This window comes from Cronobacter sp. JZ38, from assembly GCF_008932145.1.
GTDB lineage: Bacteria > Pseudomonadota > Gammaproteobacteria > Enterobacterales > Enterobacteriaceae > Cronobacter > Cronobacter muytjensii.
In genome coordinates this window covers 3,429,281-3,444,995 of sequence record NZ_CP017662.1, presented here as the reverse complement: position 1 = coordinate 3,444,995, position 15,715 = coordinate 3,429,281, and the positions used below count along the sequence as shown (strand labels likewise).

Sequence of the window (15,715 nt, the reverse complement as noted above, 5' to 3'; positions counted from 1 at the left end):
CCCGCCACGCGAGGGCCGCTATACTAGAAGAAGGCGGCCCTTTGCATCCTGGCGGCAGGCGCTGGTACGAGCATGGCGTTGTCGCGTGCGGCACTAAGAACAGAAAAGAGGTTTTGACTCATGACAGATAAGCGCAAAGACAGCTCAGGCAAACTGTTGTACTGCTCTTTTTGCGGCAAAAGCCAGCATGAAGTGCGAAAGCTAATCGCCGGGCCGTCCGTGTATATCTGCGACGAGTGTGTCGATTTATGTAACGACATTATTCGCGAAGAGATTAAAGAAGTGGCTCCGCACCGTGAACGCAGCGCTCTGCCGACGCCACATGAAATCCGTAGCCATCTTGACGATTATGTTATTGGTCAGGAAAGGGCGAAAAAGGTGCTGGCGGTAGCGGTCTATAACCACTACAAACGTCTGCGCAACGGCGACACCTCGAACGGCGTCGAACTCGGCAAAAGTAACATTCTGCTGATCGGTCCGACCGGTAGCGGTAAAACCTTGCTGGCGGAAACGCTGGCGCGCCTGCTGGATGTACCGTTTACCATGGCTGACGCCACTACGCTGACCGAAGCCGGTTACGTGGGCGAGGATGTGGAAAACATCATCCAGAAACTGCTGCAAAAGTGCGACTACGACGTCCAGAAAGCGCAGCGCGGCATCGTTTATATTGATGAGATTGATAAAATCTCCCGTAAATCCGATAACCCGTCCATCACGCGCGACGTATCCGGCGAAGGCGTACAGCAGGCTCTGCTGAAGCTTATCGAAGGCACCGTGGCGGCCGTACCGCCGCAGGGCGGGCGCAAACATCCGCAGCAGGAATTCTTGCAGGTTGATACCTCCAAAATCCTCTTTATCTGCGGCGGCGCGTTCGCAGGTCTCGATAAAGTGATCGCGAATCGTGTAGAAACCGGCTCCGGCATTGGTTTTGGCGCGACAGTAAAAGGCAAATCGCAGAAGGCGACCGAAGGTGAGCTGCTCTCCCAGGTCGAGCCGGAAGATCTGATTAAATTTGGTCTGATCCCGGAATTCATTGGCCGTCTGCCGGTTGTCGCCACGCTAAATGAGCTGAGCGAAGATGCGCTGATCCAGATCCTCAAAGAGCCGAAAAACGCCCTGACCAAACAGTATCAGGCGCTGTTCAACCTCGAAGGCGTAGAGCTGGAGTTCCGCGACGAAGCGCTGGAAGCCATCGCCAAAAAAGCGATGTCGCGTAAAACCGGCGCGCGTGGTCTGCGCTCCATCGTCGAAGCGGCGCTGCTGGAAACTATGTACGATCTGCCGTCCATGGAAGACGTTGAAAAAGTGGTTATTGACGAGTCCGTAATCGCGGGCCAAAGCGAACCGCTGCTGATTTATGGCAAACCGGAAGCCCAGCAGGCATCCGGCGAATAATTCGCCAGTTCTGACAATCAGTTAACAATAAATGGGGGAAATAATCCCCCATTTATTTTTCCTGCATCCGTGCCGTTGAATGTGCGGGAAACATCCCCATATACTGATTTACTTATTGGTGATGCCGTGAAGTGCGTTCACATGCGCCCCATCACCAGGCGGAAACTAAACTAAGAGAGAGCTCTATGAATCCTGAGCGTTCTGAACGCATTGAAATCCCCGTATTGCCATTGCGCGATGTGGTGGTTTATCCGCACATGGTTATCCCTTTGTTTGTGGGACGGGAAAAGTCTATTCGTTGCCTTGAAGCCGCCATGGATAATGACAAAAAAGTCATGCTGGTGGCGCAGAAAGAGGCCTCAACGGATGAGCCGGGCGTGAACGATCTGTTTACTGTCGGTACCGTGGCGTCCATTTTGCAGATGCTGAAACTGCCAGACGGCACCGTCAAAGTGCTGGTTGAAGGTTTGCAGCGCGCGCGTATCACCACGCTTTCCGACAACGGCGACCATTTCGCCGCGAAAGCCGAATACCTGGAATCGCCGGCCATTGACGAGCGCGAGCAGGAAGTGCTGGTGCGCACTGCCATCAGCCAGTTCGAAGGCTACATCAAGCTCAATAAGAAAATCCCGCCAGAAGTGCTGACGTCGCTTAATAGCATCGACGATCCGGCCCGTCTTGCGGACACCATCGCCGCGCATATGCCGCTGAAACTCAGCGATAAGCAGTCGGTGCTGGAGATGTCTGACATCAACGAGCGTCTGGAATACCTGATGGCGATGATGGAGTCGGAAATCGACCTGCTGCAGGTTGAAAAACGCATCCGTAATCGCGTCAAAAAACAGATGGAAAAAAGCCAGCGCGAGTACTATCTGAACGAGCAAATGAAAGCCATTCAGAAAGAGCTCGGCGAGATGGACGATGCGCCGGACGAAAACGAAGCGCTGAAGCGCAAAATCGACGCGGCTAAAATGCCGAAAGAGGCTAAAGAGAAAGCCGAGGCCGAGCTTCAGAAGCTGAAAATGATGTCTCCGATGTCGGCCGAAGCCACCGTGGTGCGCGGCTACATCGACTGGATGGTGCAGGTGCCGTGGAACGCGCGCAGCAAAGTGAAAAAAGACCTGCGCCAGGCCCAGGAGATTCTTGATACCGATCACTACGGCCTTGAGCGCGTTAAAGATCGCATCCTGGAATACCTCGCGGTTCAGAGCCGTGTGAACAAAATCAAAGGGCCGATCCTGTGTCTGGTGGGGCCGCCGGGGGTGGGTAAAACCTCGCTTGGTCAGTCCATCGCTAAAGCGACCGGTCGTAAATATGTCCGTATGGCGCTGGGCGGCGTGCGTGATGAAGCGGAAATCCGCGGTCACCGTCGTACTTACATCGGTTCTATGCCGGGTAAACTGATCCAGAAAATGGCAAAAGTGGGCGTTAAAAACCCGCTGTTCCTGCTCGATGAGATCGACAAAATGTCCTCCGACATGCGCGGCGATCCGGCTTCTGCGCTGCTGGAAGTGCTCGATCCGGAACAGAACGTGGCCTTTAACGATCACTATCTGGAAGTGGATTACGACTTAAGCGACGTGATGTTTGTCGCCACGTCCAACTCCATGAATATTCCGGCGCCGCTGCTGGACCGTATGGAAGTGATCCGTCTTTCCGGTTACACCGAAGATGAAAAACTCAACATCGCGAAGCGCCACCTGCTGCCGAAGCAGATTGAGCGTAACGCCTTGAAAGAGAATGAAATCGAGGTGGATGACAGCGCTATTATCGGCATCATCCGTTACTATACCCGCGAAGCGGGCGTGCGTAGCCTTGAGCGTGAGATCTCCAAACTGTGCCGTAAAGCGGTTAAACAGCTGCTGCTGGACAAATCGCTTAAGCGCATCGAGATCACCGGTGAAAACCTCAAGGATTTCCTCGGCGTTCAGCGCTTTGACTACGGCCGCGCCGATAGCGAAAACCGTGTAGGACAAGTAACGGGTCTCGCGTGGACGGAAGTGGGCGGCGATCTGCTGACCATCGAAACCGCCTGCGTGCCGGGTAAAGGCAAACTGACTTACACCGGTTCACTCGGTGAAGTGATGCAGGAGTCCATCCAGGCGGCGTTAACCGTGGTTCGCGCGCGTGCCGAGAAGCTTGGCATCAACAGCGACTTCTACGAAAAACGTGATATTCACGTTCACGTACCGGAAGGCGCCACGCCGAAAGATGGCCCGAGCGCCGGTATCGCTATGTGCACCGCACTGGTGTCCTGTCTGACCGGCAATCCGGTGCGCGCTGATGTGGCGATGACCGGTGAAATCACGCTGCGTGGCCAGGTGCTGCCGATTGGCGGTCTGAAAGAGAAACTGCTGGCGGCGCACCGTGGCGGCATTAAAACGGTGCTGATCCCGGATGAAAACAAGCGCGATCTGGAAGAGATTCCGGAAAACGTCATCGCCGATCTGGATATCCATCCGGTGAAACGCATTGAAGAGGTGCTGAGCCTGGCGCTGCAAAACGCGCCGTATGGCATGCAGGTCGCGACCGCAAAATAGTGACCTGACGCAAGCACGCTGAGAAAAACAGGGCTGGTAAGTGTTTTCGCACTTGCCAGCCTTTTTTTGTATAGCTAATTTAGATTGCCGTCCGAAGTGCCATCACTAACTCTTGTTGTAAGGGCATGAGAGGACTGCTATAACTGCTGCGCGGTCGCGTCGTGAAGGATTCCGGTGCGATATAAAATATAAAGAGAGGAAGAGAAGAGTGAATAAATCTCAACTGATAGACAAAATTGCCGCAGGTGCCGATATTTCTAAAGCAGCGGCCGGACGTGCGTTAGATGCTTTGATTGATTCTGTTACCGAATCTCTGCAGGCAGGGGATGAAGTTGCGCTGGTTGGCTTTGGTACCTTTGCTGTTCGTGAACGTGCTGCCCGCACCGGCCGTAACCCGCAAACTGGCAAGGAAATCACCATCGCAGCGGCGAAGGTTCCGGGTTTCCGTGCTGGTAAGGCGCTGAAAGACGCGGTTAACTGATCCTTTGGCTGGCATTATCGCAGCCGGGGGAGAAAACAAGGCGCATCATCTGATGTGCCTTTTTTATTTCTGGATGAGTAATCTGCTGATATGGGCTGACAACCGCCCCGGTTTCTTGTCACAATACGCCTTTGCGCGCAGCGGCCGAGCGGATGTCGTCACGTTTCTGTGCGAGTTCTACCTGTCATTCTACAGCGGAGTGTTGTTACACCATGATGGACAATTTACGCGCGGCGGCGAATCACGTCGTGCTCAAGATCATTCTGGGTTTGATTATCCTGTCATTCGTTTTGACTGGCGTGAGTAACTACCTGATTGGCGGTAACAGTAACTATGCCGCAAAAGTTAACGATCAGGAAATCAGCCGGGCCCAGCTTGAAAACGCGGTCAACGCGGAGCGCAACAACCTCGAAAGAAGACTGGGCGATCGTTTTTCGGAGCTCGCTTCCAATGACAAATATATGGCCGATCTGCGCCAGCGTGTACTGCAAAGTCTGATCGACGAAGCGCTGATCGACCAGTATGCGCATGCGCTCAAGCTTGAGATCAGCGACGAACAGGTGCGCGACGCGATTTTCAAAAATCCTGCGTTCCAGGAAAACGGTAAATTCGATAACGCGCGCTACAACGCGATTATCACCAGCATGGGTATGAGCGCCGATCAGTACGCGCAGGCGCTGCGTCGTCAACTGACCACTGACCAGCTGGTTAACGCCGTTATGGGCAGCGACTTCGTTCTGCCGGGCGAAAACGATCAGTTCGCGGCGTTGTTCTCGCAGCAGCGTCAGGTTCGCACCGCGACCATCGCGATTGATGCGCTGGCACAGAAGCAGCAGGTTTCCGGGCAGGAAATCAACGATTACTACCAGCAGCACACCAACAACTTCATGTCGCCTGAACAGTTCCGCGTCAGCTATATCAAGCTTGATGCCGCTGCGCTTGCCGAAAACGCCAGTGAAGAAGAGATTCAGGCTTACTACGACAAACATCAGGATGAGTTTGGTCAGCCGCAGCGCAACCGCTACAGCCTGATCCAGACCAAAACTGAAGCTGACGCGAACGCGGTACTCGCGCAGCTCAAGCAGGGCGCGGATTTCGCCACGCTGGCCAAAGAGAAATCGGTCGATGTCATCACGGCCCGTAACGGCGGTGATATGGGCTGGCTGGAGCCGGGCACCACGCCGGAAGAGTTTAAAAACGCCGGTCTGAAAGAGAAAGGCCAGCTTTCTGGCGTTATCAAATCTTCTGTCGGCTTCCTTGTCGTGCGTCTTGATGACATTCAACCGGCCAAAGTGAAGCCGCTTTCTGAAGTGCATAACGACATCAGCGCTAAAGTGAAGCAGGAGAAAGCGCTGGATGCCTTCTTCGCGCTGCAACGTACCGTAAGCGATGCGGCAAGCAACGACAACGAGTCGCTGGCGGGAGCTGAGAAAGCGGCAGGCGTGAAAGCGGTCGAAACCGGCTGGTTCAGCCGCGACGCCGTTCCGCAGGAGATCAATTTTAAACCGGTCACCGACGCGGTGTTTGGCGGTAATCTGCTGGGTGAGAATGGCACGCCGGGTAATAACTCCGACATCATTACCGTCGATGGCGATCGTGCTTTTGTGCTGCGTATCACCGAGCACAAACCGCAGGCCGAGAAACCGCTCGCCGAGGTAAAAGATCAGGTTACTGCGCTGGTGAAACATGAGAAGGCACTGAAACAGGCGAATGAAGAGGCGCAAAAACTGCTGAGCGCTCTGAATGCAGGCAAAGGTGATGAGGCGCTTAAAGCGGCAGGTATCTCCTTCAGCGCGGCGAAAACCTTCGAGCGCAGCACGCAGGATACGCTGACGCAGCCGGTCTTCGCGCTGCCGCTGCCGGCGAAAGGTAAACCGAGCTACGGCATCGGCAATGACATGCAGGGCAACGTTGTTCTGCTGGCGCTGGATGACGTTCGCAGCGGCACCATGCCGGACGCGCAGAAGAAAATGATGGCGCAGCGTCTGACCCAGAATAATGCGGAAATTGCATTTGACGCGTTGCTGGTGGGGCTGCGTAAAGACGCCAAAATCAAGTTTGGCGATACCGGCGCCGCGCCGCAGCAATAACGAGACGTCTCGCACAAATTTTGCAATTCTCTGCAAACCTCAAAGGCCGCTTTCGCGGCCTTTTCCATTTCTGAAATCTGGCGTTTGAGCCGTTTTCTCTGTCCGCTTATGGTGGCGGTGCTGTTAACAAACAAGGAGAACACAGCATGAAACGTGGAATCAAAATCTTCTGTCTCGCCGTCGCTCTGGCTGGCGGTACCTTTTGCACCGCGACGAGCGCGGCGCCATCAGCAGGAAAAGTCCAGGCGGAGCAGATAAAAGATAAACCAGCCGCCGCTGCGCCGCAGGCAAGGCCAGAAAGCGCGCCAGAAACCCTGGAAGAAACCGTGAGTATCAACACCGCCACGGCGGATGAGCTGGCACAGGCGATGAACGGCGTCGGTAAAAAGAAAGCGCAGTCTATCGTCAGTTATCGGGAAGAATATGGCCCGTTTAAATCCCTGGAGGATCTCAAACAGGTGCCCGGCATGGGCAATTCGCTCGTCGAACGCAACCTTTCCCGGATCCGGCTCTAATCGTTAACCATCCGCGCTTGCAGAGTTGAAAAACTTTGCCAGACTAAAGAGGTCATACCAGTGGTGTGGCCTCTCTTGTTTTTATCACTCTGTATCTCTTACAAAAAAGAAAAGGTTTAAGCGCTATGCAGACTCAAATCAAAGTGCGTGGGTATCACATAGATGTTTACCAGCATGTGAATAACGCGCGTTATCTGGAGTTTCTCGAAGAGGCCCGCTGGGATGGGCTGGAGAATGACGAAAGCTTTAAATGGATGATGGCGCACAACATTGCTTTTATTGTCGCCAATATCAACATCAACTACCGACGACCCGCAGTGCTGGGCGATCTGCTGACTATCACCAGCGAGGTAAAACAGCTTAACGGCAAAAGCGGCGTGCTGAGTCAGGTGATTACGCTTGCGCCTGAAGGCGAGGTGGTTGCCGATGCGCTCATCACCTTCGTGTGTGTCGATCTGAAAACGCAGAAAGCGCTGCCAATTGAAGGCGAGCTGCGCGAAAAACTGGAAAACATCACAGGCTAAATTCTGCAATCACGCCGCCTGTGCATGCAGTGATGGATTTCTCTCCGTTAAAGGCGAACAATCCGGTAGATGTTATCGGCCCGGAAGCACTGTAAAAAAATGCTTTTAAAATCAACAGGGCAGCCGCTCTTTAACAAGATGGGTTGTGATGTAAATGTTGGTAGGTTGTGGCGGGCGATAAAAAGGTAAATAAAACAAAGTATTGTCTTTAGAGTGTTCCCCGCGCCAGCGGGGATAAACCGTTTTCAGCGGGCGATCCAGTCACGGCGGTTGCGTGTTCCCCGCGCCAGCGGGGATAAACCGGGTGGAAGCTGGTGCCGATTGAGCCAACTAAAGTGTTCCCCGCGCCAGCGGGGATAAACCGATTTCCCTGTCGATTTGTTTTGAACATACCAAGTGTTCCCCGCGCCAGCGGGGATAAACCGTATCAATTGGAACGGGTATCATATAGCACAAAGTGTTCCCCGCGCCAGCGGGGATAAACCGAACGAGACCAGCAGCGGGAGGGGTGCGCGCAAGTGTTCCCCGCGCCAGCGGGGATAAACCTACGTCGAGCGTCGGGGGCTTGAGTTCGGCGTTGTGTTCCCCGCGCCAGCGGGGATAAACCGCAGATAAATATTTCAAACAGAAGTACCTCATCGTGTTCCCCGCGCCAGCGGGGATAAACCGCTCACCGGGCTTGATAGGCAGGTTGTGGAACTGTGTTCCCCGCGCCAACGGGGATAAACCGGAGGGGTAGAGGCGAGCAGGCAAAGAAAACCCGTGTTCCCCGCGCCAGCGGGGATAAACCGCCTGGCATTGGGAGTGGTGGCAGGCTGGTGGAGTGTTCCCCGCGCCAGCGGGGATAAACCGCTCTTCCCGGAGAAGTCTGCAGCGCTCATCTAGTGTTCCCCGCGCCAGCGGGGATAAACCGTCATAAACGGGCGCGCCGGGATTAACTCCCAGTGTTCCCCACCCCAGCGGAAATAAACCGGAACAGGGCGGTGAATAGAGACCAGAGAATACGCGTCCTCTGGCCCCCCACATTCTTCAGCGGCGTTTATACTTCAAAGCCAACGTAAAATTTCGCAACACTGCGCAACAAAGGAGAGACGATGCGGGTACACCATCTTAACTGCGGTTGTATGTGTCCTTTGGGCGGCGCGCTGTATGACGGCTTCAGCAAAGGGCTGCACGCGCATCTTATTTGCCACTGCCTGCTGATTGAAACCCAAAACGACGGGCTGGTACTGGTGGATACCGGCTTTGGTCGCGACGATATGCGCCATCCTGGCCGTCGGTTGCCGCTGTTTTTTCGGGCGCTGAACAATATCCAGTACCGCGAATCATTAACGGCGTTGCATCATATTAAAGCGCTCGGCTTTAAGCCGGAGGATGTACGACATATCGTGCTGACGCATCTCGATTTCGACCACGCAGGCGGTATCAGCGATTTCCCGCATGCGCAGGTGCATCTGATGCAACAGGAGATCACTGCGGCGAATGGGCGGGGTACCTGGCTCGACAGCGCGCGCTATCGGCCGGGGCAGTGGGGCAACCGGTCGGGCTGGCACGGCTATCAGGCGCATGGCGAGCCGTGGTTTGGTTTTAGCGCCGTGCGCTCACTCGATGGCCTGCCGCCGGAGATACTGCTGATCCCGCTGCCGGGACATACCGAAGGCCATGCAGGCGTGGCGATTGATACGCCGCAGGGCTGGATCCTTCATGGCGGCGACGCGTGGTTTTATCGCGATGAGATGGCGGCGGACCCGCACTGCACGCCGGGCCTGCGCTTTTATCAGTGGATGATGCAGAAAGACAAATCAGCGCGACTGGCGAACCAGAAACGCCTGCGGAACCTGGCCGCTGACGCAAATGCGGGCGTGACGCTGTTTTGCAGCCACGACGCCCGCGAATTTGAACGCGTCAGCGGTAAAAACCTGGCTATTTAAGCCCGGTTTTTTGTTTCATGGCGGCCATAACGGCAGGCTGATTTGCCTGATATTGTGACAGCCCGTTGGCGCGCAGATGGCAGGCGGCGCACTCGCCGCAGCCATCACCCTGAATGCCGTTATAGCAGGTGAGCGTCTGCTGGCGAATCACATCCAGCTTGCCCCAGTAATCCGCCAGCGCCCAGGTTTCCGCTTTATTAAGCCACATCAGCGGCGTCTCAAAGCGCACGTCACGCGCCATGCCAAGCGTGACGGCGTGGTTGAGCGCTTTAACAAACTCGTCGCGACAGTCCGGGTAGCCGGAAAAATCAGTCTCGCAAACGCCGGTGATCACTGCTTCGGCCTGCACCTGATACGCATAAACAGATGCCAGCGTCAGGAACAGAATATTGCGGCCCGGCACGAAGGTGCTCGGCAACCCGTCGGCATCGGGATCGTAATCCGGCACAGGGATGCTGTCGCGCGTCAGGCTGCTGACCGCGAGTTCGTTAAGCAGCGTCACATCCAGCACTTTGTGCGCACGCGCGCCCAGCGATGCGGCAAGGGCGCTCGCGACATCAATCTCGGCGCGATGACGCTGACCGTAATCGAACGTCACGCAATGCACTTCATCATATTGATGTAACGCCTGAATCAGGCAGGTGGTGGAATCCTGGCCCCCGCTGAAGACCACAACGGCACGTTTCATAAAGCCCCTGTCATTGAATAGCAAAAACGTTATGGTAGCGCCGCGTCGCCGCGCCCACCAGCTTCTTGCGGCGGCGGCAGCCATGCGCGGCTGAAATCAAACCAGCCGAGCGCGTTCAGTTCGATGCCGTTAACGCCAGGCGGCGCGCTTATCTGATAGCGATAGTTAAAGAGCGGGGTGATGACGGCGTCGTGCATCAGCGTCTGCCAGACCTGGCGCAGCGCTGCATTGCGGCCCCGATCGTCCGGATGGCTTTGCACCGCGTCCAGCGTGGCGTCAAGGTGCGCCCGTTGTGGGCCGGTTAACAAATGTCGCCAGAGCGGGTCGCAGCGCAGCCACTGTTCCAGCGTATATTCCGGCGCCTCGCCAATCAGCCTGTCGCCCATCACGATATCCGCCTGCGGCAGCAGCGCGCAGCCATCCCAGTTTTTCGCGTTATGAAAATGCAGTGTCAGACAGCATCCGCGCTGTGCCAGAAAAGCCTGAAGCTGGCGGGCCATTACCGGCAACTCTACTGGCAGGTGATAGACCAGCGTCAGTGAAGGCGGCAGCGGCGGCGGCGGTTCGTCGGGCCATTCCGGCAGTTCCCAGCCGGGCAGCAGTTCGTTGCTGGGCGTAATCAAATGTTCATCAAGCGGCAGGGCGTCAATCATGCCGCTGCGGTGAATGAGTTGCATCAGCCAGCGCGCCTGCGTACGCGACAGCCGCCCGTTTTGCCGGATACCGAGATAGCAGAACCCGAGGCTGATGCTGTTGCTCACCGGGCGCAGATGCTGGAGCTCTTCCTGCTGGCCGATGGCAATCTGCACCGGATGGCGGCAACTGGTGCCGAGCGCGCTGTCGAAGAGATCCGGCGTAATCCAGTATTCGACCGCTTTTAACAGTGGATGATTAAGATGATAAAGATCGTGGCTTTCGATGCGCACCAGGTCAGGCGTGAAAGCGGCAAGCCGGAACGGGCCGCAGCCGAGCGTCGCCTCGTCCGGATGCGCCAGATAACTGCAGTGGCTGGCAAACCGCCACGCCAGCCAGTAATCGGGGCGGATCAAATCGACGCGCAGGCAGTGCGTGTGCTCCACCGTAATACTTTTGACGCTGGCGAAGAGCTGGCGCAGTGCGTCAGGCTCAAGTAACTGTTGCAGCCGTCGCTGCAACTGCGCGGCGTCTACCGGTTCATGGTTGTGCCAGTGCAGGGTGGGGCGCAGATAAAAGCGCCAGCTGAGGCCGTCCGGCGACACATGCCAGTGGTGTGCCATATCGCCTTCCGGGCGCGCGCTTTGCGGATTAAACCGCGTCAGTCCGCTGAAAATTTGCCGGGCGAGGTGCTGTTCGGCGCGGCCTGGCAAAAAGCCGGGCGTCAGCGGCTCAAGCGGGCGGTAATAGGGAATGCGCAGCGTGGGAGTGTCGTTATGCCACTGGCCGCCCAGAAACGGGTGCAGCAACTGACGCAACTGGCCGGAAGCGAGCTGCGCGAGTGTGAGGGCGTTATGGTGCTGGCCCTGGCGTAACACGGTTTCCATCATGCCGGCGCGCACGGTTTGCGGCGAGACCATAAAAGTTAACTCGCCCCGTTTGCCACGGCCCGGCTGCGCACGCCAGCGCAGCCAGCCCTCTTGTTCCAGCTGGCGCAGCAGCGTACGGACGTGGCGCTCGCTGCAAAAACAGCGCGCGGCGAGCTCCGCGACAGTGACGGCCTGCGGGTCACCCTCCGACGCCTGCCACAGGCGCTGGAATTGATTAAGCCGGTTCAGGAGACGCATAAAAAACCCGGAACAATTTTTCGCAAGTATTCACTATTAGTTCCGTATATGCCAGGCAATACTGCCCGTCAACCGTAAGAGGGGATGAAAATGGTACGACTGGCCGCTTTTGATATGGATGGTACGCTCTTAATGCCCGATCACCGCACGGGCGACGCAACCCTGAAAACGTTACGTCGCCTGCAGGAGCGCGGCGTCACGCTCGCGTTTGCAACGGGTCGGCATTTGCTTGATATGCGTCCTCTGTTGCAGGAAATAGCGCCGGAGGCCTTTCTCATCACCGGCAACGGGACGCGCATTCATGCGCCATCAGGCGAGCGGCTGTTCGCCAGAGATTTACCGCCGCAGGTCGCTGAAATCGTGCTGCACGGTCACTGGAATACGTCCGCCAGTGTGCATGTGTTTAACGACAGCGGCTGGCTCACGGATAAAGATATTCCGGCGCTGTTGCAGGCGCATAGCTGGAGCGGCTTTCGCTATCAGCTTACCGATCTCAAACGCCTTCCCGCGCATGAGGTGACGAAAATTTGCTTTGTTGCCGACCATGCCACGCTCTGCACGCTGCGCACGGCGCTGAGCCAGACGCTTGGCGCGCAGGCGCATCTCTGTTTTTCCGCGACCGACTGTCTCGAAGTTCTGCCGCCTGACTGTAATAAAGGCGCGGCGTTACAGGCGCTGGCTCATCACCTGGGCATCACGATGGCGGATTGTATGGCGTTTGGCGATGCGATGAACGATCGCGAAATGTTATCGATGGCCGGGAAGGGGCTGATTATGGGTAACGCGATGCCAGAGCTTATCGCGGCGCTGCCTCATCTGCCGGTTATCGGGCACTGCAACAGAGAGGCGGTCGCGCACTATTTGACGGATTGGCTGGACACGACACCTTAATGATTCCCCCGAATGATGAGGCATTCCAGCAAGCCGGGGCTATCGTTATCCCCCGGCTTTTTTTATTTCCCGCCGCTGATGGTCACCGTCAGCTTCATTAATGAGTAGTTAAAAAGCTGCGGCGGCATGGTGTCCGGGTTGTAGAGATCGCCTGCGAAGCAGTAAACCTCCATCACGCCACCCCGTTTACCGAGCTCCAGCGCCTGCTGGAAAATATACGGCAGGTTTTCGTCATAGGTCACCGGCACATTGGCGTTATTGTTCAGCACGCGCCCGTCAAGGGTCGCCTCTTTGAACGTGACGTTGAGCGTTTCGCCCGGCGCGATAGCCTTTTTGCCCGCTTTGGTCTGAATAAAGAACAGCGACTTATTACGCTTAAGCAATTTTTTCTGCGCGGTCACTTTCTCCAGTTGTTTAATGCCCGCCTCGTACTTCTTCTCTTCGCGGCTGGACAGCTCTTTCAGCATCGATTCATGCAACGTCAACAGCAGTTTCGGTTCGATCGCGACTTTTTGCGCCAGACCATCTTTGATACCCATCAGCAGAAGCGGCAGATCCGTTTTGATGCCGAGATCGTTCATCTGATCCATGCTTTTTTGCACCAGCCGCGAGAACATCACGCCGTTGGCGTAAGACTGTTTGCTCGCTTTATCCTTAAGCGATACGGTGCCGGCTTCCGGCCCGGTTTTGCCGGTCGTCTGCGCCTGAACCTGGGCCGCGGTATCCGCCCTCAGTTTCTCAGCCTGTGCCAGCAGCTCTGTTTTTTCTTTTTCAGCCTGTGCTTTTTGCGCGGCGTTTTCCGCGTTCAGGCTCGCCAGTTTATCGGTCAGTTCCTGATTCGCCCGTTTGAGGGTTTCCAGTTCGGCTTGCGCTTTTTGCTGATCGGTAGCGGAGGCCGAACGCAACGCTTTGTCTGACGCCTCTGGCTGGTGTTCTTTATCAGCGAGCGACTGCTTCAGCGTCGCGATCTCCGCCTGGGCGGTAGTGAGCTGCTGGTTTATCGCCTCTTTTGCGGCGGCCATTTGCGCGGTCTGCTGTTGCTGGCTACGGAGCGCCAGATCTTTTTCGCTCTCACTGTCTTTGAGTCCGGAAAGCTCTGTCTGTAGCGCCGTCGCTTTCTCCTGAGTGCGGGTGGCGAGCGCAGTTGATGCGTTAAGTTTCTCCGTAAGCGCGGCTACCTGCGCCTTAAGCGCCGCTTCCGTCGCCTGGTTTTTTTGCAGCAGTGCGGCTTGTTCCGCCTGCATTTTTTGCAGTTTCTCTTTATCTTCTTTGCTGAGCGTACTGGTTTTAAGCTCCAGCAGGCTGTTTTGCTGTTTCAGGGCTGTGAGTTCAGCGGCGCGTTTATCAAGCTCCGCCTGCAGCGCCTGCGCTTTCTGGTTCAGCGCCTCAACGCTCTGCGCGTTTTGCTTCGCAAGCGTCGCCTTTTCCTGCTCAAGCTTCGCGAGCTGGGTTTGCAGCGCGTTTTCGCTTTGCGAATGTTCAGCGCCTGCCTTTTTGAGCGCCGCCAGTTCGTCAGCGCGTTTATCAAGCTCCGCCTGCAGCGCCTGCGCTTTCTGGTTCAGCGCGTCAACGCTCTGCGCGTTTTGCTTCGCAAGCGTCGCCTTTTCCTGCTCAAGCTTCGCGAGCTGGGTTTGCAGCGCGCTTTCGCTTTGCGAATGTTCAGCGCCTGCCTTTTTGAGCGCCGCCAGTTCAGCGGCGCGTTTATCAAGCTCCGCCTGCAGCGCCTGCGCTTTCTGGTTCAGCGCGTCAACGCTCTGCGCGTTTTGCTGCGTGAGCGTCGCTTTTTCCTGCTCAAGCTTCGCGAGCTGGGTTTGCAGCGCGTTTTCGCTTTGTGAATGTTCAGCGCCTGCCTTTTTGAGCGCGACCAGTTCAGCGGCGCGTTTATCAAGCTCTGCCTGCAGCGCCTGCGCTTTCTGGTTCAGCGCCTCAACGCTCTGCGCGTTTTGCTTCGCAAGCGTCGCCTTTTCCTGCTCAAGCTTCGCGAGCTGGGTTTGCAGCGCGTTTTCGCTTTGTGAATGTTCAACGCCTGCCTTTTTGAGCGCCGCCAGTTCAGCGGCGCGTTTATCAAGCTCTGCCTGCAGCGCCTGCGCTTTCTGGTTCAGCGCCTCAACGCTCTGCGCGTTTTGCTTCGCAAGCGTCGCCTTTTCCTGCTCAAGCTTCGCGAGCTGGGTTTGCAGCGCGTTTTCGCTTTGTGAATGTTCAGCGCCTGCCTTTTTGAGCGCGACCAGTTCGTCAGCGCGTTTATTCAGCTCGGCGCGTAGCGCCTGCATATCGTTGTTAAAACGCGCCGTGCTCTGCGTATTTTGCTGCGTGAGCGCGGCTTTTTCCTGCTCCAGCCGGGCAATCTGTTTTTGTAACGCATTTTCGCTCGCGGAATGGGTGTCGCTTGTTTTTTTCAACTGTGCGAGCTCCGCGGTTTTACTGGCGAGCGCCGCCTGAAGTTCAGCGGTTTTTTGCTCCAGCGCTTCAATACGCGCGGCCTGCTGCGTGCTGGTCGCGCCTTGCTCGCGCTGCGCATTTTGCAGGCTGCGGGAGAGGCGATCGTTTTCCTTTGCCAGCGCGCTGTTGTCTTTCAGCAGCTGCGCGTTTTGCGCCTCAAGCGCTGCGGGCGCGCCGAGGCTTTTTTTCTCCTGCTCCGCTGCTTTGAGCTGTTTTTTCAGCCGGGCGATTTCCTGCTGGAGATCGTTTATCTGGGCGCGCGAGGCGGAACGCGTTTGCGGACGTCTGGTGGGTTCAGGGAAGTCCATCGGTTTTACGTCGATTTGCTGAATAGTCGACAGAAAGTCATTTCCCTGCGCGGCCTGGCTATTTTGCGCAGCCCAGGATGACTGGCCGCTCAGCGCCAGTGCCAGCATGCAGGCGAGCGCGCTTTTGCGGCTTATTATTCTTCCCTTCATCCC

11 protein-coding genes and 1 CRISPR repeat array are annotated in these 15,715 nt (G+C 56.4%); of the genes, 8 read left to right on the top strand and 3 right to left on the bottom strand.

Annotated features, from left to right (window positions below; all coding sequences use genetic code 11):
- Nucleotides 1-120 precede the first annotated feature (120 nt).
- From clpX to BJP61_RS16310, 7 genes are all read left to right on the top strand, one after another.
- Complete coding sequence (clpX, locus tag BJP61_RS16340; RefSeq protein WP_038864339.1) at nt 121-1,395, top strand: ATP-dependent protease ATP-binding subunit ClpX; 1,275 nt, start codon at nt 121-123, stop codon at nt 1,393-1,395.
- A gap of 185 nt (nt 1,396-1,580) precedes the next feature.
- A complete protein-coding gene (gene lon / locus BJP61_RS16335) occupies nt 1,581-3,935 on the top strand; it encodes an endopeptidase La (protein ID WP_071603724.1) in 2,355 nt (784 codons plus the stop codon).
- Between the two features lie 208 nt (nt 3,936-4,143).
- A complete protein-coding gene (gene hupB / locus BJP61_RS16330) occupies nt 4,144-4,416 on the top strand; it encodes a nucleoid-associated protein HU-beta (RefSeq protein WP_007720325.1) in 273 nt (90 codons plus the stop codon).
- A 212-nt stretch (nt 4,417-4,628) separates the two neighbouring features.
- Nucleotides 4,629-6,506: a peptidylprolyl isomerase gene (gene ppiD, locus BJP61_RS16325; protein WP_075193635.1), complete on the top strand. Its 1,878-nt coding sequence runs from the start codon at nt 4,629-4,631 to the stop codon at nt 6,504-6,506.
- Nucleotides 6,507-6,652: 146 nt separating this feature from the next.
- A complete protein-coding gene (locus tag BJP61_RS16320; RefSeq protein WP_038864335.1) occupies nt 6,653-7,021 on the top strand; it encodes a helix-hairpin-helix domain-containing protein in 369 nt (122 codons plus the stop codon).
- A gap of 125 nt (nt 7,022-7,146) precedes the next feature.
- The gene (locus tag BJP61_RS16315) at nt 7,147-7,545 is read left to right on the top strand and encodes a YbgC/FadM family acyl-CoA thioesterase (protein WP_038864333.1); all 399 of its coding nucleotides are present in this window, start codon (nt 7,147-7,149) and stop codon (nt 7,543-7,545) included.
- A 213-nt stretch (nt 7,546-7,758) separates the two neighbouring features.
- Nucleotides 7,759-8,518: a CRISPR direct-repeat array (repeat unit 29 nt; unit sequence GTGTTCCCCGCGCCAGCGGGGATAAACCG).
- 121 nt (nt 8,519-8,639) lie between these two features.
- The gene (locus BJP61_RS16310) at nt 8,640-9,476 is read left to right on the top strand and encodes an MBL fold metallo-hydrolase (protein WP_038864332.1); all 837 of its coding nucleotides are present in this window, start codon (nt 8,640-8,642) and stop codon (nt 9,474-9,476) included.
- Here BJP61_RS16310 and queC read toward each other — a convergent pair.
- A complete protein-coding gene (gene queC, locus BJP61_RS16305; RefSeq protein ID WP_038864330.1) occupies nt 9,469-10,164 on the bottom strand; it encodes a 7-cyano-7-deazaguanine synthase QueC in 696 nt (231 codons plus the stop codon). The genes BJP61_RS16310 and queC overlap by 8 nt on opposite strands.
- A gap of 29 nt (nt 10,165-10,193) precedes the next feature.
- The gene (locus BJP61_RS16300; RefSeq protein WP_038864329.1) at nt 10,194-11,924 is read right to left on the bottom strand and encodes an SgrR family transcriptional regulator; all 1,731 of its coding nucleotides are present in this window, start codon (nt 11,922-11,924) and stop codon (nt 10,194-10,196) included.
- Nucleotides 11,925-12,014: 90 nt separating this feature from the next.
- On the opposite strand from BJP61_RS16300, the gene cof reads away from it, so the two are divergent.
- Nucleotides 12,015-12,815 carry an HMP-PP phosphatase gene (gene cof / locus BJP61_RS16295; protein ID WP_171998702.1) on the top strand — a complete coding sequence of 267 codons (801 nt, stop codon included), beginning with the start codon at nt 12,015-12,017 and terminating at the stop codon, nt 12,813-12,815.
- Between the two features lie 62 nt (nt 12,816-12,877).
- Here the strand turns inward: cof and BJP61_RS21765 are convergent, their stop codons facing one another.
- Nucleotides 12,878-15,712 (bottom strand): hypothetical protein, encoded by a 2,835-nt coding sequence (locus BJP61_RS21765; RefSeq protein ID WP_255485384.1) that lies wholly within the window; start codon nt 15,710-15,712, stop codon nt 12,878-12,880.
- Nucleotides 15,713-15,715: the final 3 nt, after the last annotated feature.

Bases quoted from the DNA above. Each gene is read 5' to 3' on its own strand.
- clpX (WP_038864339.1), top strand. From the start codon at position 121: ATGACAGATAAGCGCAAAGACAGCTCAGGCAAACTGTTGTACTGCTCT.
- lon (WP_071603724.1), top strand. From the start codon at position 1,581: ATGAATCCTGAGCGTTCTGAACGCATTGAAATCCCCGTATTGCCATTG.
- ppiD (WP_075193635.1), top strand. From the start codon at position 4,629: ATGATGGACAATTTACGCGCGGCGGCGAATCACGTCGTGCTCAAGATC.
- BJP61_RS16320 (WP_038864335.1), top strand. From the start codon at position 6,653: ATGAAACGTGGAATCAAAATCTTCTGTCTCGCCGTCGCTCTGGCTGGC.
- BJP61_RS16315 (WP_038864333.1), top strand. From the start codon at position 7,147: ATGCAGACTCAAATCAAAGTGCGTGGGTATCACATAGATGTTTACCAG.
- BJP61_RS16310 (WP_038864332.1), top strand. From the start codon at position 8,640: ATGCGGGTACACCATCTTAACTGCGGTTGTATGTGTCCTTTGGGCGGC.
- queC (WP_038864330.1), bottom strand. From the start codon at position 10,164: ATGAAACGTGCCGTTGTGGTCTTCAGCGGGGGCCAGGATTCCACCACC.
- BJP61_RS16300 (WP_038864329.1), bottom strand. From the start codon at position 11,924: ATGCGTCTCCTGAACCGGCTTAATCAATTCCAGCGCCTGTGGCAGGCG.
- cof (WP_171998702.1), top strand. From the start codon at position 12,015: ATGGTACGACTGGCCGCTTTTGATATGGATGGTACGCTCTTAATGCCC.
- BJP61_RS21765 (WP_255485384.1), bottom strand. From the start codon at position 15,712: ATGAAGGGAAGAATAATAAGCCGCAAAAGCGCGCTCGCCTGCATGCTG.